Source organism: Streptomyces sp. NPDC001617, assembly GCF_053596855.1.
In genome coordinates, this window is record NZ_JBSFHA010000110.1 from 18,707 (window position 1) to 33,706 (window position 15,000).

At 71.1% G+C, this 15,000-nt stretch carries 13 protein-coding genes; 6 read left to right on the plus strand and 7 right to left on the minus strand.

Features of this window, described 5'->3' with window-relative positions:
- Window positions 1-6: 6 nt before the first annotated feature.
- Window positions 7-792: an SDR family oxidoreductase gene (locus ACWC09_RS46545; protein ID WP_450857627.1), complete on the minus strand. Its 786-nt coding sequence runs from the start codon at window positions 790-792 to the stop codon at window positions 7-9.
- A complete protein-coding gene (locus tag ACWC09_RS46550; protein WP_450857629.1) occupies window positions 789-1,685 on the minus strand; it encodes an NAD(P)-dependent oxidoreductase in 897 nt (298 codons plus the stop codon). The genes ACWC09_RS46545 and ACWC09_RS46550 overlap by 4 nt, the downstream gene beginning before the upstream one ends.
- Before the next feature lie 912 nt (window positions 1,686-2,597).
- Here ACWC09_RS46550 and ACWC09_RS46555 point away from each other — a divergent pair.
- A complete protein-coding gene (locus tag ACWC09_RS46555) occupies window positions 2,598-4,148 on the plus strand; it encodes a gluconokinase (protein ID WP_450857631.1) in 1,551 nt (516 codons plus the stop codon).
- Here ACWC09_RS46555 and ACWC09_RS46560 read toward each other — a convergent pair.
- Genes ACWC09_RS46560 through ACWC09_RS46580 form a run of 5 tightly spaced genes read right to left on the minus strand, consistent with a single transcriptional unit; the run spans window position 4,096 to window position 9,390 of the window.
- A complete protein-coding gene (locus ACWC09_RS46560; protein ID WP_450857633.1) occupies window positions 4,096-5,550 on the minus strand; it encodes an MFS transporter in 1,455 nt (484 codons plus the stop codon). The two genes, ACWC09_RS46555 and ACWC09_RS46560, sit on opposite strands and share 53 nt — an antisense overlap.
- Entirely contained in the window at window positions 5,547-6,443 is an 897-nt protein-coding gene (gene gnd / locus ACWC09_RS46565) for a phosphogluconate dehydrogenase (NAD(+)-dependent, decarboxylating) (RefSeq protein ID WP_450857634.1), read from the minus strand. The genes ACWC09_RS46560 and gnd overlap by 4 nt, the downstream gene beginning before the upstream one ends.
- Before the next feature lie 6 nt (window positions 6,444-6,449).
- Complete coding sequence (locus ACWC09_RS46570) at window positions 6,450-7,370, minus strand: NAD(P)-dependent oxidoreductase (protein WP_450857636.1); 921 nt, start codon at window positions 7,368-7,370, stop codon at window positions 6,450-6,452.
- A complete protein-coding gene (locus ACWC09_RS46575) occupies window positions 7,367-8,437 on the minus strand; it encodes an NAD(P)-dependent oxidoreductase (RefSeq protein WP_450857638.1) in 1,071 nt (356 codons plus the stop codon). Before ACWC09_RS46575 ends, ACWC09_RS46570 begins: the two co-directional genes overlap by 4 nt.
- Window positions 8,437-9,390, minus strand: a complete 954-nt coding sequence (locus tag ACWC09_RS46580; RefSeq protein WP_450857640.1) for a cyclase family protein — start codon at window positions 9,388-9,390, stop codon at window positions 8,437-8,439. The genes ACWC09_RS46575 and ACWC09_RS46580 overlap by 1 nt, the downstream gene beginning before the upstream one ends.
- Window positions 9,391-9,583: 193 nt before the next feature.
- On the opposite strand from ACWC09_RS46580, the gene ACWC09_RS46585 reads away from it, so the two are divergent.
- The 5 genes from ACWC09_RS46585 to ACWC09_RS46605 form a co-directional block, all read left to right on the plus strand.
- On the plus strand, window positions 9,584-10,378 hold the full coding sequence (locus ACWC09_RS46585) for an IclR family transcriptional regulator (protein ID WP_450857642.1): 795 nt from the start codon (window positions 9,584-9,586) through the stop codon (window positions 10,376-10,378).
- A 191-nt stretch (window positions 10,379-10,569) separates the two neighbouring features.
- The gene (locus ACWC09_RS46590) at window positions 10,570-12,120 is read left to right on the plus strand and encodes a sugar ABC transporter ATP-binding protein (RefSeq protein ID WP_450857644.1); all 1,551 of its coding nucleotides are present in this window, start codon (window positions 10,570-10,572) and stop codon (window positions 12,118-12,120) included.
- Window positions 12,120-13,367, plus strand: coding sequence for an ABC transporter permease (locus ACWC09_RS46595; protein WP_450857646.1), 1,248 nt, complete (start codon window positions 12,120-12,122; stop codon window positions 13,365-13,367). Before ACWC09_RS46590 ends, ACWC09_RS46595 begins: the two co-directional genes overlap by 1 nt.
- A 170-nt stretch (window positions 13,368-13,537) precedes the next feature.
- Complete coding sequence (locus tag ACWC09_RS46600; protein WP_450857648.1) at window positions 13,538-14,695, plus strand: substrate-binding domain-containing protein; 1,158 nt, start codon at window positions 13,538-13,540, stop codon at window positions 14,693-14,695.
- A 123-nt stretch (window positions 14,696-14,818) separates the two neighbouring features.
- Window positions 14,819-15,000 (plus strand): hypothetical protein (locus ACWC09_RS46605; RefSeq protein ID WP_450857649.1); only part of this gene is annotated, 182 nt, incomplete at its 3' end.

Genomic DNA, 15,000 nt, shown 5'->3' on the forward strand with positions numbered 1-15,000 from the left:
CCTTTCTCAGATGACCGCGGTCAGGCCGCCGTCGACGGCGATCACCTGGCCGTTGACGAAGTCCGACGCGGGGGCGGCGAGCCACACCAGCGTTCCGACGAGATCTTCGACGGAGGCCCAGCGCCCGGCCGGGGTGCGGCCCCGGATCCAGGAGTCGAAGGCCGGGTCGTCGACGAGCGGGCGGGTCAGTTCGGTGACCACATAGCCGGGCGCCAGTCCGTTGACCGTCAGCCCCGACCCGGCCCATTCCGCGCACATGCCCCGGGTCAGCATCGCGAGACCGCCCTTGGATGCCGCATAGGCGGCGATGCCCGGACGGGCGAGCCAGGTCTGTACGGAACAGATGTTGACGATCTTTCCGTGGCCGCGTCCGACCATGCCCGCGGCCACAGCGCGCCCGACCAGGAAGGCGCTGGTGAGGTTGGTCTGCAGGACCCGTTCGAAATTCTCGGCGGCGACCTGGAGGAGTGGTTCGCGGTGCTGTACGCCCGTGTTGTTGACCAGGATGTCCAGTGGGCCGAGCCGGTCCTCGATCTCCTGGACCGCCGCCTGTACGGCCGTCTCGTCGGTGACGTCGAAGGGCGCGGCGTGCACCTTGGTCCCGGTGCGTTCGGCGAGTTCGACCCGGGCGCGTTCCAGGGCCTCGGGATCGCGGCCGTTGAGGATGAGTTCGGCGCCGGCCTCGGCCAGTCCAGCCGCCAGGGCGGCTCCGATGCCCTTGCTGGAACCGGTGACCAGGGCCAGCCGTCCGGAGAGGTCGAACAGCGCGGGGCCCTTGGCTGAAACCGTCACGACTGGCCTCCCGTCGGACCGTTTCCGTATCCGTAGTAGTGCATGAGCGCGGCGTTGTCGGCGTCGCCGTGACCAGCGGCAGCCAGCCAGCGGTGCAGCTCGGAGACGGCGGTGGTGACCGGCAGCGGCACTCCCGCCGAGCGCGCGTAGTCGCGGGCCGCCTCCAGGTCCTTGACCATGTTGCTGACCCGCCCGGTGGGCGTGAGGTCGACTTCGGCGAACTTGACGAAGAACTCCTGGAGCAGCGCAGAGTCGGCTCTGCCCCCGGTGAGAGCCGCCTGTACGTGCCGTGGCGGCAGACCGGCCGCACGCACCAGGGCAGCGGCCTCGGCGAGGGCCGCGAATCCGCAGCCGACCAGCACCTGGTTGACGGATTTGACCAGCTGCCCGGAGCCGGGCGGGCCGATGTGGGTGAGCCGGGAGGAGAGCGCCCCGAGCACGGCCAGCGCCCGTTCCACGTCTTCCTCCTCACCACCGAGCATCAGCGTCAGCTCACCGCGTTCCGCGCCCGGCGCACCGCCCGACAAGGGGGCGTCGACCCAGCCGGCACCGAGCTTCGCGGCCCGTTCGGCGAAGGCGCGGGTGCGCCCGGGGTCGATGCTCGACATGTCGATGACGAGTACGCCGTCGGACGTGGCGGTGAGGAGCCCATCCGGGCCGAAGACCACCTGTTCGACGATGTCGGCGGTGTTGAGGGAGAGGATCACCACGGAGGACGCGGCGAGCTGTGCCGCCGAGTCCACCGGTTCCGCCCCGTCCCTGGCGAGTTCCGCCACCGCGTCCTGCCGGACGTCGTAGACCCGCACGGTGCGTTCACGCCGCAGCAGCCTGCGGGCGATGGCTGACCCCATGACCCCGAGCCCGGCGACGCCCACCTCCGGATGTCCTGACACTCAGACCTACCTCCAGAACCAAATACTGTACGCAGGCCAACATATTGAACTCCAGGATGGAGGAGTGCAACTGTGCGGTGGCACGAAACGCCTCACGGAAGGGCAGTTCGCGATGTAATCTCTGGTCAAATGGGGCTTAAGGGTTGAAAGTGGCAAGTCGGATGCGCGCCCTCGCGGGCCCCGCCCGTTCAACATATTGGCTTGAGTCCCGCATGCTGTTACGGTCCTCGGCGTCCGCAGATGTACGGCGTGTTTCCACGTCCGTTGAGACGGAAGGCGGCATCCCGTGCAGGTGCCAACGAAGACATTCCGGCCCGCCGACGGCGACAGTGACCGGAAGAATCCCGGTTTGCGCCGCGCGCTCGTCACCAGTTCGGTGGGCAGTGCCCTTGAGTGCTACGACTTCGCCCTCTACGGCACCGCTTCGGCCCCGTTACGTGACCACTGTGGTCGGCGTCTCCAACCCGGTCGGCCCGCTGGCCGTGGCCTGCGCCTCGCTCGCCGGTATCGGCACCATCCCGCTGTTCGGCATGCTGTCCGACCGGATCGGCCGGCTCCCGCTCTACCGGATGGCCGCACTGTTCCAGGCGATCTTCGCCGTCCCCGCCTTCGCGCTGATGAGCTCCGGGAACAGCGTGCTGATCTGCGTGGTCATCACCGTCGGCATCGGTCCTCTCGCTGATCACGTTCGTCACCACCTTCGCCACCCCGGAGACCCGGGGTCGGGACCTCACCGATCCCGCCGACGCCCGCTGAGCGATCCGGCCCTTCGGTGGCCCGGGTTCGCGACAGCGGCCCCTGAGACAGCCGGCCCCGTGCCCCGTGACCCTGCCCCCGGGTGCGGGGCCGGCACCCATGTGGCTCCACGGAACAGCACACCCCGCCGAGACGGAAACGGAGACGAAGACGGTGATGAAGGACGAGACCCAGGTGGTGCTCGGCATCGACCTGGGCACCACCGCGACGAAAGTGGTCGCGGTGGACGGCGGGTACCGGGTCATCTCGACCGGCGAGCGGCCCGCACCCCTGCACACCGGGCGGAACGGGGAAGCCGTCCACGATCCGGAGACGGTGCTGGCCGGTGTCGTCGAAGCGGTACGGGAGAGCGCCGGGCTCTGCGCCGCGCGCGGGCTCTCGGTCGCTGCCCTGTCCTTCAGCGCGGCCCTGCACACCCTGCTCGCCCTGGACTCCTTGGGTGAACCGCTGACCCCGGCGCTGAGCTGGGCGGACACCCGGGCTGCCGGCATCGCCAGACGTCTGCGGGCGCCCGCGAGCAGGCGGGGCACCGGGAGCGGCCGGGCTGGAATCAGCAGCGGCGCAAGCATCGAGAGCGCTGAGGCAGACGCGCTGCACCGGGCGACGGGAACCCCCGTGCACTCCATGGCCCCGCTCACCAAACTCGCCTGGTTCGCGGCACACGAGCCGGAACTCGTCCGGCGTACGGCCTCCTGGTGCGGCCTGAAGGACTACGTCCTGTCGCGGTTCACCGGCAGGCTGGTCACCGACCTGTCCTGTGCCTCCGCCACCGGCCTGCTCGACATGCGCACCACTCGATGGCACGGCCCCGCCCTCGACATCGCCGGGGTGAGCGCCGACCGGCTGCCCGAACTGGTGCCGCCGACCGCCGTGTTCGCACTGCTCCCGGAAGCCGCCGCCGCGCTGGGCCTGCCCGCCGGGCTGCCCGTGGTGGCGGGCGCCGGTGACGGCCCGCTGGCCAATCTCGCCGTCGGGGCCACCGCGCCGGCCACCGCCGCCCTGTCCCTCGGCACCAGCGGCGCCCTCCGCGTCGTACGCGACCGGCCGGGCGTGGACGAACGCTGCCGGGTGTTCTGCTACTACCTCGCCGACGGCCTGTGGGTGCTCGGCGGGGCGGTCAGCAACGCCGGGGTCGTCGCCCAGTGGGCGGCCGAGTCCTTCGGTGGCGTCGACGTCGGCGATCTGCTGAAGGAGGCGGCGGAGGTGGAGCCCGGCGCCGAAGGCTTGATCGCCCTGCCGCATCTGCTCGGGGAACGCGCACCGTGGTGGGATCCGGAGGCGCGCGGCGCGCTGATCGGGCTGCGCCGCGGACATGGCAGGGCCCACATGACCCGGGCCATGGTCGAGGGTGTCGGGCAGCAACTCGCCCTCGTGCGCGACTCCTTGCTCGCCGCCGATGCCCCGATCACCTCGGTACGGGCCACCGGGGGTGCGCTGCGGTCCGACCTTTGGGCGGAGATCGTCGCCGCCGCGCTCGACATGCCTCTGGAGATCACCGACGACGCCGCGGGCTCGGGCTTCGGTGCCGCGCTGCTGGCGCGGCATGCGCTCGGTGCCCTGCCCTCGCTGACCGCCCCCGTGCCGGGTGCCCGCGCCCACCGCACGGTGACCCCGGACCCGACGGCGGCGCGGCGGCTGGCGGAGACCCGGGGGCTCAGCGAGCAGCTGTACCAACTCCTGCGCGGGGTCCAGGAGCCGCACCGGTGACCACCGCCCCGGCATCCCGCCGGAGCCGTACCGCCTCCGCGACCGTGATCAGGGGAAGCAGTGCGAGCAGCGCGAACGCCACCCGGTAGGGAGCGGTGGGTCCGACCAGCCCGAGGAGGGGCGCGATCGGGCCCGCCGCGTGCAGCGCCAGGGCGCCGAAGGCGACCCCGAGGCCGGCGGCGAGCTGTTGCACCGTGCTGGAGAGCGCGTTGGCGCCGCTGGTGCGGTCCGCCTCGATGTCGGCGAAGCCGATCGTCGCGTACGCGCTGAGCGAGACCGACCGGCACATACCGCTCACGAACAGCACGGACAGCACGACGGCCATCGGCGTGTGCGGGCCGAGCAGCCCGCACAACACGAAGGTCACCGCCGTCGCGACCCCGTTCACCAGCAGCACCGTACGGAAGCCGAACCGGCGCAGCAGCGGAGTGGTGAGCGGCTTGACGGCGACGTTGCCCGCGAACACCGCGATGAGCACCAGTCCGGCGGTGGCCGCGCTCCAGCCGAAGGCCCCCTGGAACATCAGGGGCAGCAGGAACGGCACCGCGGTGATGGCCGCGCGGAACAGGGCCCCACTCGCGTTCGACACCCGGAAGGTGTCCACCTTCAGCGCTCCGAGGTCGAGCAACGGTCCTTGCCTACACTGCAGGTGACGTACCGTCAGGAGACAGAGCGCGACCCCCGCGGTGAGCCAGGACGCGCCCGCGCCCCAGGCGGCGGGCGCATCCCCGAACCGCTCCAGCCCCAGCACCACGGCCGCCGGCCCGGCGCCGCCGGCCCCGAAGCCCACCCAGTCGAGAGGGGGGCGTTCCGTCTGCCGGAGATCGGGAACGAGCCGCAGGGCGAACGGCAACGCCAGCACGCCCAGCGGCACATTGATCAGAAAGATCCAGTGCCAGGAGGCGTACGTCGTGAACAGTCCGCCCAGCCCCGGTGCCAGGACCGGGGCTAGCAGACCGGGCCAGGTCAGCCAGGCGACCGCACGCAGCAGATCGGACTTCCGGGTGGAGCGCAGTACCGCCAGTCTGCCAACGGGCACCATCAGCGCCCCGCCGACGCCCTGTGCGACGCGCATCGCGACCAGCCCGGGCAACTGGCAGGCCGCCGCGCAGAGTGCCGACGCGAGGGTGAACACGGCGATCGCCCAGGCGAAGACCCGGCGGGCGCCGTAGCGGTCGGCGGTCCAACCGCTCGCCGGGATGAACACGGCCAGCGCGACGAGATACGCCGTCATGGCGACGCCGATGTCGGCCGGCCGCACCCCGAAGGACGCAGCCATGTCGGGGGCGGCGGTCGAAATGATCGTGCCGTCGAGGTTCTCCATGAAGAATGCCCCGGCGACCAGCAGCGTCAGCCCTCGGCCACCTTCTTCTTCGTCCTTCCGGCCGCCGCCGGCACTCACGCCTTGGCTGTGGTGACCGCGTCGGCGTCGTGCACCGCGTGGCCGCCGAACTGCCGGCGCATCGCCGCGAGGGCCTTGAGCTGGTCCGCGTCTGGCTTGCGGGAGGCAAAGCGGGCGAAGAGAGCCGCGGTCATGGCGGGGGCGGACACGGAGAGGCGTACCGCCTCCTCGACCGTCCAGCGGCCCTCGCCGGAGTCGTCGACGCGACCGGAGAGGGTGGCCAGGCCCGGGTCCTCGTCCAGGGCCCGCACGAGAAGATCGAGCAGCCAGGAGCGGACGACCGTGCCGTGCCGCCAGGAGGCGAGCACCTTGGGCACATCAGGCACATACTCACTGGCCTCCAGCAGTTCGTAGCCCTCGGCGAGCGCCTGCATCATGCCGTACTCGATGCCGTTGTGGACCATCTTGGCGTAGTGGCCGGCGCCGACCGGGCCGGCATGGCACAGCCCGTCCTCGTCGGGGGCGAGCGACTCCAGCAGCGGCCAGACGCGCCGTACGTGTTCGTCCTCGCCGCCGCACATCACGGCATAGCCGTTCTCACGGCCCCAGACGCCGCCGCTGACACCGCAGTCGACGTAGCCGATGCCGTGCTCGGCGAGCATCAGGGCATGCTCGGTGTCGTCGCTGAAGCGCGAGTTGCCGCCCTCGACGATCACGTCGCCGGGGGACAGCAGCTCCCCGAGCTGCCGCAGGGTCTGGCGGGTCGGTTCGCCCGAGGGGAGCATCAGCCACACCACGCGGGGTCCGGCGAGCTTCGCGACGAGTTCCTCCATGGAGTCGGCGTCGCGGTCGGGGGAGGTTCGGCTGTAGCCGAGTACCTCGTGGCCGCGGTCCCGCCATCGGGCTGCCATGTTGCCGCCCATGCGTCCGAGGCCGACGATTCCTACCTGCATGTGTCTTCAGTCCTTCGTGCGGTGAGGGGAGTTGGACGAGTCGCCGCGCAGTAGGCCGAGGACGACGCTGTTGTCCAGGTCGCCCAGGCCCTGGGCCTCGACGGCCGCGTAGAGGTCGGCAACGGTCGTGGAGAGCGGCAGCGTGACGTGTGCGTCGGCGGCGCTGTCCAGGACGAACCCGAGGTCCTTGTGGAGGTAGCGGGCCGGGCCGGACGGGGTGAAATCGCCCTCGGCCAGGTGGTGCCGTTTCTGTGCGAGCACCTCGGAGGAGGCGAGGCCACCGGCCAGTACGTCGAGCAGTGCCGCGGGTTCGAGGCCGCCGAGTTCGCCGAGCAGTACGGCCTCGGCGATCGCGACCAGCGTCCCGGCGACGACGAGCTGGTTGCACGCCTTGGCGAGTGATCCGCCTCCGGTGTCCCCCATGCGCCGTACGGTCGAGCCCATTGCCTCCAGATACGGGTGGATCCGTGCGACCGTCTCCACCGGGCCCCCGGCCATGATCGACAGGGTGGCGTCGCGGGCGCCGGTCACCCCGCCGCTGACGGGGGCGTCGACGACCGCGATGCCCTGCGGCCGCAGCTTCGCCGCCAGCTCGCGCACCGCGACCGGGGAGACGGTGCCCATCACGACCAGGGTGTCCATGACCGGCTGACCGGAGCGCAGTCCGCCAGGGCCGCCGAGCACCTCGATCACCTGAGGGAGGTCGGGGAGCATGGTGAGGACGACCGGTGCGGCGGCGGCCACCTGCTCCGGGCTGTCGGCGGTGCGGCATCCGGCGGCCGCGGCGGCCTCAAGAGGGGCCCGGCCGCGGTTCCAGGCGAGCACGTCGAAACCTGCCCGGGCGAGGTTCACCGCCATGGGCAGTCCCATCGCGCCGAGCCCCAGGAAACCGACGGTCGCTGTGCCGTGGCCCGTGTCAGGGCTCATGCGCCGGCTCCCGCCCGGGTGGGGTCCTGACGAGTCGTCAATTCGGCGAGTCGGTCGGTCAGCCGGGGGCTGTCGATCACATCCCGGTTGACGACAAAGGGCGGTACGCGGCCTGCCGCCACCTCCAGTACGGCGCGGACTGCGCTGCCGCCGTTCCCGGCGGACATCTCGTCGGTCCACGCCAGGGCGTGCGGGCTGAGCACGACCTGGTCCATGCCCAGCAACGGGTTGTCGGAGGCGGGCGGTTCGCTCTCGAACACGTCCAGTCCGGCGCCCCTGATGCGCCGTACGCGCAGGGCCTCGATCAGCGCGGCCTCGTCGACGATGGGTCCGCGAGCGACATTGAGGAGAACCGCCGTGGGCTTCATCAGAGCCAGCCGCCGCGCGTCGACGAGATGACGCGTCTCCTCCGTCAGCGCGCACATCACGATCACGGCGTCGGTCTGAGCCATCACGGTGTCGACGTCCGCGAGCCGTACGCCGAGCCCGGCGGCGACCTCCGGCGGGCAGTACGGGTCGTACGCCACCATGTCGACCTCGAAGGGCCGCAGCAGTCCGACCAGATCGCGGGCGGTGTTGCCGAGGCCGATCAGCCCGATACGGCGGCCGGTGAGTCCGAGGCCCATCCACCCTTCCTTCTCGGCCCAGCGCCCCTCCCGTACCAGCCGGTCCTTGGCGGTCACGTTGTGCAGCACGGCGAGGAGCAGGGTGAGGGCGGCCGTGGCGACCGGGCGCCGGGCGCCGTCCGGAGTGATCGTCACCAGGGCGCCGTTGCGGGTGCATTCCTCGAGGTCGACGGCGTCGTAGCCGACGCCGAAGCGGGCGAAGAGCAGCGGCGGGCGGACGGCGCCCTCGAAGGTGCGCGCCGTGACGGCGGGGCCGGCGAACAGGACGGCGTCCAGGCCGTCGACGTCACTCGCGAGGAGTTCCCCGGTGTCGCGCGGCAGGTAGTGCCAGTCGACCCCGGCGGCGTCGAGTTCGCCGAGCCGGATGTCGCCCCACACATTGCGTCCGTCCGCGTCCAGGAAGTCCCGGCTGACGCCGACTCTGAACTGCGCGGCGCCCATCACAGCACCGCGATCGGGTTGACGGGCGAACCCGTGCCGCCGGGGACGTTCAGCGGCGCCACGACGAACAGGAACTCGTAGCGGCCGGCCTGCGCGCACGCGGCGGAGAGCGCTTCGAGGTCGAGGTTGTCCAGCAGCGGTACGCCCATGGCGGTGATCGCGAGGGCGTGCACGGGGGAGTGCAGCCCTTCGACGGGCGAGGGCCGTACGTCGCTGTCGCCGTCGCCGCCGAGCAGCGCGATCCCGCGCTCGGCGAACAGAGGCATGGCGTCCACGTGGAAGCCGGCGCTGGCGTTGTCCGGGTTCCAGGCGCCGAGTTCGGCCCGGCGCCGGAAGTGGCCCGAGCGCAGCAGCACCGCGTCGCCGTCGCCGATGGTGACACCGAGGGCCTTCTCCGCGGCGGCGACCTCCTCGGCGTGCACGGCCCGGCCGGGCTCCAGCCAGTCGGTGCCGAGGACGGCGGGCAGGTCGATCAGTACGCCCTTGGTCACCAGCGGGCCGAGTGCGGAGACCGCGCCGAAGCGGGCGCCGCCGGCGTCGACGACCTCGCGTGCGGTGCGGCCGTCGTAGAGCTGTCCGCGGTAGGCGATGTGGGAGAGCGCGTCGAGGTGGCTGACGCCCTTGCCGTGGTAGTCGACGGCGATGAAGTCCTTGTGGCAGGACGGTTCGGGGGCTTCGACGTCGCCGAGGTCGGACATGTAGTGGAGCGCGGGCTTGCCGTTGTCCGGGCCGGGCGCCGTGTTCCACGGCAGGGCCGTCGGGACGGTGGTGCCGGTGCGGACCAGTGCGGCGGCGCGCTGTGCGTGCTCGGGGGTGACCCGGTTCCACGCGCCGCGGTCGGCCTCGTCCGGGGCCCAGCGGCCCCAGGTGCTCAGCTCGTCGAAGAGCGCGTCGAACTCCTCGCGGGACAGCGGGGGGCCGTTGGGGGGTGGATCGTGCGGGGTGCTGGTCATTTGCTGCTCAACGCTCCAAGGCTCGGAGGGTGTCGTCGGCCGGCCCGGAGGGCGCGCTACGGTCGAGTAGTCCCGAAGGGATGCGGAGAATCTCGACGGCAAAGCATGCGCCGACGGCATTGTCGTTCGGGGGCACACGAGAGACAATAGCCAATATGCTGAACGACGAACAGAATGATGGGTGGAGATACTGGTGAGCGCAAGTGACCCGGGCGGACTTGTCCCCGCCGTGACGCGGGCCGTGGCGATCCTCGACGCACTCGGTGAGGCGGAGGGCCGCCCGCTGTCGGTGAGTGAGCTCGCGCGCGCCCTGGGCCTGCCGAAGTCCTCGACGGGCAATCTCTGCGCCTCGCTGGAGGCGGCCGGCATGATCGCGCGCAACGGCTCGGGCTTCGGCCTGGGGCGCAAGCTCGTCGAGCTCGGCGGCCGCTACCTGGCCACCGTCGATCAGCTACGCGACTTCTACGAGCTGTGCCGGCGCAGCGCCCACATCTCGCGGGAGACCGCCCGGGTCGCCGTACTCGACGGCCTGGACGTCCTCTATCTGGGGCGTTATGACGGCACGCAGCCCTTGCGGCTGACCGCCAACATCGGCGACCGCTTCCCGGCGAACTGCACGGCCACCGGCAAGGCCATCCTGTCCACCCTGGACCCGGCGGTGGCCGAGGACCGGCTGCGCGGCCGCACCCTGCCCGCGCTCAGCGCGCGGTCCATCACCTCCGTCCCGGCGCTGATGGCGGACCTGGCCAAGACCCGGGAGCGCGGCTACGCGATCGACGACGAGGAGACCACGGCGGGCATCCTCTGCCTTTCCGTGCCGGTCAACGGCTTCCGTACGGACTCGGCGCCGTTCGCGATCAGCGTCACTGTGCTCAAGGCTCGGCTCGACGACGAGTTCCGCGAGGCGCTGCTGAAGGACCTGCGGGTCATCGCGGCGGGGCTGGAGAACCCCATGCTTCCTCAGGGTGCGCCGCCCGGCGGCGGCTGAGCTCCCGGGCCTGTTCGACGCCCCTTCAGTGCCACCCCGCGGCGGCCGTACGGAGATCCTCCCGTACGGCCGCCGTAACTTTGGGGCAATAAATGCCAGCGGAGCTATTGACCAACATGCTGGTGGGTGTACAGGATTCTGGACGAGCCGACGGAATGGTCCTCGGCTGGCAGATCCCTTCGGAGAAGTCCGTGTATGACGCTCCCGATGACACAGCCGACACAGCTCTACATCCACCCCTGGTAGGTATCCGGGGGCTGCGCAAGCGGTTCGGCGGCACTCTCGCCCTCGCCGATGTCGACCTCGACATCCACTCCGGCAGCGTTCTTGCCCTATTGGGTCACAATGGTGCGGGAAAATCCACCCTCATCAAGATCCTCGCCGGGGTCTACCGGGCCGACCAGGGCGAGGTCACCGTCGCCGGCCACCCCCTCGGCACCGATGCCGCCTTGGCGGAGATGTCCTTCATCCACCAGGACCTCGGTCTGGTCGAGTGGATGACGGTCGCCGAGAACATCGCCCTGGGCACCGGCTACCCGCGCCGCGCGGGACTCGTCTCCTGGCGGCAGGTCCGCGAGCGCAGCACGGAGGCGCTGGACATCGTCGCCGGTCACCTCGACCCGGACGCCGCGGTCGCCGACCTCACCCGCGCCGAGCGGTCCCTCGTCGCCATCGCCCGCGCCCTGTCCACCCGGGCCCGGCTGATCGTCCTCGACGAACCCACCGCGAGCCTGCCCGCCGCGGACTGCGCCCGGCTCTTCGAGGTCCTGCACACCCTGCGCGACCGCGGGCACGGCATCGTCTACGTCAGCCACCGGCTCGACGAGGTCTACCAGGTCGCCGACAGCTTCGCCGTCCTCCGCGACGGCCACCTCATCAGCGAGGGCCGCCTCGCCGAGAACGGCCCCGACCGCATCGTGCGCGACATCGTCGGTCACGAGCCGGAGAGCCACCGTCCGGAACCCGGCCCCAAGGCCACCGGCGTCGAGGCCGCCACCGTGCTGCGCCTCACCGGCGTCACCACGGACGGCGCAGGCCCCGTCGACCTGGAACTGCGCGCCGGGGAGGTCCTCGGCATGGTCGGCCTCACCGGCGCCGGCCACATGGACCTCGGCCGTGCCCTCGCCGGGTCCCGGCCCATCCAGGACGGAGAGGCACTGCTCGACGGCATGCCGTACCGGCCGGGGTCGACCGCCGCGGCCGTCGACGCGGGCATCGGCTTCGTCACCAGCAACCGCCAGGAGGAGGGCTGTGCCCTCGAACTCACCGTACGGGAGAACTTCCTGGCCAACCCGCGTGCCGACAGCCGATCCCCGTGGCGTTGGATCAGCCCGTCCCGCGAGCGTGCCGAAGCGACGTCGCTGGTCAAGAGGTTCGACGTACGGCCGGCCAACTCCGAGGCACCCATCGCGACCCTCTCCGGTGGCAACCAGCAGAAGGTCATGATCGGCCGCTGGCTGCGTCTGAGCAGGCGCGTCGTGATCCTGGAGGAGCCGACCGCGGGAGTCGACGTAGGCGCCAAGGCGGAGATCTACCGCCTGCTCGACGACGCGCTCGCCCAAGGGCTCGCGGTCCTCCTCATCTCCACCGACTTCGAGGAGGTGGCCGACGTGTGTCACCGCGCCCTGGTCTTCGTACGGGGCACCGTGACCGCCGAACTCAGCGGTGAAGCCCTCACCGTCACCGAACTCACCCACGCCGCGTCGGCCATGCCGGCGCTGACCGGAACGGCGGACAACTGATGGCCACCGAGACCGAATCCGCCCGTCGGCAGGCCAAGGGCGGCAAGAGCACACAGCGGGAAGGGGCAGTCGGGGCCGGCGCCGGCAACGGCATACCTCACGGGTCGCGCAGGCAGCCACCCGGCGCCGACAAGGGCGCGAACAGCGGCGGGATCGCCGCCCGACTGCGCGGCGGCCACCTGATCGGCACCTATGGCCTCCTCGGTCTGACCGTCCTGCTGTTCGTCATCTTCGCGCTGGCCCTGCCGGACACCTTCCCGACGATGGACAACGCCTCGTCGATCCTTTCCAACCAGTCGATCCCCGCGATCCTCGCGCTCGGCGCGATGATCCCCATCGTCACGGGCAAGTTCGACCTCTCCGTCGGTTACGGACTGGGCTTCGCCCACGTCCTGGCCATGCAACTCATCGTGAACAGCGGTTGGCCCTGGCCGATGGCCTGTCTCGTCGTCATCGTCGGCGGCGGCATCGTCGGCGTACTCAACGGCCTACTGGTCGAGTTCGCCAAGATCGACTCCTTCATCGCCACCCTCGGCACCGGCAGCCTCCTGTACGCCTTCACCGGCTGGATCACCGACGGCGCCCGGATCGTGCCCGGCCCCCACGGCCTGCCCCCGGCCTTCACCGACCTGTACGACTCCAAGTTCCTCGGCCTGCCCGTCCCCGCCTTCTACGTCCTCGCGCTCGCCGTGTTGCTGTGGCTGCTGCTGGAGCGCCTGCCGCTCGGCCGCTACCTGTACGTCATCGGCTCCAACGCCCGCGCCGCCGACCTCGTCGGCATCCCCACCCGCCGGTACGGCATCTACGCCTTCGCCGGGTCCGGACTCGTGGTCGGGTTCGCGGGCGTCCTGCTCGCCGCGCAGCAGCAGATCGGCAACCCGAGCGTGGGGATGGACTACCTGCTGCCCGCCTTCGTCGGCGCCCTGCTCGGCTCCACGGCCATCAAACCGGGCCGCGCCAACGCCGCCGGAACCGTCGTCGCCGTCACCATCCTCGCCATCGGACTCGCGGGCATCGGCCAACTCGGCGCCGAGTTCTGGGCAACCCCTCTGTTCAACGGTGGCACCCTGCTCCTCGCGGTCGGCCTGGCCGGCTACTCCGCCCGCCGTCGGCTGCGGGCCGGCGCCAGCGCCACCCGCCGCTCACTGTCCGCGCCCGCGACGGAACCCGCCACGCAGCAGCCGACACCCGCCACCAACACGTCTGCCACCGGTGCGTCCGACAGTGACGCACCGAGCACACCGTGACCGCTGCCGAACCTCAGGGCCGCACCGGATGACCGTGTGACGGCCGTGGCCCGCACGCCCCGCGCGCTGCCCACGTGCATCCGACGCACATCGCCGTCCTCTTCCTCTCCCCGCCCTTTCCCCTTCGAGTCTCGCCGCCCGCTTGTCGTACGTTCTCAAGGAGCACCGCTGTGTCGTATCACCCCTCCCGCAAGGCAACCCTCAGAGCTGTGGCCGTCCTGACCGTGCTCACCGCTTCCGTCGCCGGCTGCAGCCGGGGCTCCGAGAGCGCCGGCTCCACCGCCGTCGGCGGGTCCTCGAAGGCCGGCTGCCCGGCCGTACTGGCGAAGGCGAAGAAGGCGGTCGCCGACGCGGAGGCCGTCGACGCCCCCTGGGGCGGCCCGACCACCGGCCCCAAGGCGGTGGCCGGCAAGACGATCGTCTACGTCGCCCAGAGCATGACCAACCCCGGTGTCGCGGGCGCCGCCCAAGGGGTCAAGGAAGCCGCGAAGGCCATCGGCTGGAAGGTGAGGATCATCGACGGCCAGGGCACCCCGGCCGGCATCCAGGCCGCGGTGAGCCAGGCCGTCGCGGTGAAGCCCGACGGCATCGTCCTTTCCGGCTTCGACCCCAAGTCGACCGCCACCCAGGTCGCCCAGGCCAACGCCGCCGGTATCCCACTCATCGGCTGGCACGCCGTGGGCACACCCGGACCCAGCACGGACCCGAAGCTCTTCAGCAACATCACCACCAAGGTCGAGGAGGTCGCGAAGATCAGCGCCGACTGGATCATCGGCCAGTCCAACGGTCGAGCCGGCGTGGTGGTCTTCACTGACGCCTCCATCCCGTTCGCCAAGGGAAAGTCGGACCTGATCGAGAAGGAACTCGCCACCTGCTCCGACATCAAGCTGCTGTCCACCTCCAACATCCCGATCGCCGATGCCAGCAGCCGCACCCCGCAGGAGGTCTCCGCGCTGCTGTCCCGCTTCGGTACCAAGTGGACGTACTCGGTGGCCATCAACGACCTGTACTTCGCCGACGCGGCGCCCGCGCTGCGGTCGGGCGGCAAGCAGGGCAACGGTGCCCCGTTCAACATCGGCGCCGGTGACGGCGACCCGTCGGCCTTCCAGCGCATCAACAGCAAGCAGTTCCAGGCGGCCACGGTGCCCGAGCCGCTGTCCGAGCAGGGCTGGCAGATGGTCGACGAGTTCAACCGCGCCTTCACCGGCAAGCCCGCCAGCGGCTATATCGCGCCGGTGCACATCACGACGGCGGCCAACAGCGGTGGTGGCTCCTCCTGGGACCCGAAGGGATACCGCGAGGCGTACAAGAAGCTCTGGGGCAAGTAGACGGCACCGTCGGTCCTGAATGTCCCTCCCGGTCCCTCCCGGTCCCTCCCGGGCGGGAGGGACGTCCATCACCCCTCGCCCCCTCTTCCTTCTGTCCTCACACAGACATAGGAGTTCTCCCGCGTGAACCCGCCCTTGACCGACGCCGCCTCCTGGTGGACCGACCTGGACCAGCGGACCGTCGACACCGCGCGGATCCTGGCCGCCGATGCCGTACAGAAGGTCGGCAACGGCCATCCGGGTACGGCGATGAGCCTGGCGCCCGCCGCGTACACCCTCTTCCAGAAGGTGATGCGGCATGACCC

Bases quoted from the DNA above. Each gene is read 5' to 3' on its own strand.
- ACWC09_RS46575 (WP_450857638.1), bottom strand. From the start codon at position 8,437: ATGGGCGCCGCGCAGTTCAGAGTCGGCGTCAGCCGGGACTTCCTGGAC.
- ACWC09_RS46595 (WP_450857646.1), top strand. From the start codon at position 12,120: ATGGCCACCGAGACCGAATCCGCCCGTCGGCAGGCCAAGGGCGGCAAG.
- ACWC09_RS46580 (WP_450857640.1), bottom strand. From the start codon at position 9,390: ATGACCAGCACCCCGCACGATCCACCCCCCAACGGCCCCCCGCTGTCC.
- ACWC09_RS46555 (WP_450857631.1), top strand. From the start codon at position 2,598: ATGAAGGACGAGACCCAGGTGGTGCTCGGCATCGACCTGGGCACCACC.
- ACWC09_RS46570 (WP_450857636.1), bottom strand. From the start codon at position 7,370: ATGAGCCCTGACACGGGCCACGGCACAGCGACCGTCGGTTTCCTGGGG.
- gnd (WP_450857634.1), bottom strand. From the start codon at position 6,443: ATGCAGGTAGGAATCGTCGGCCTCGGACGCATGGGCGGCAACATGGCA.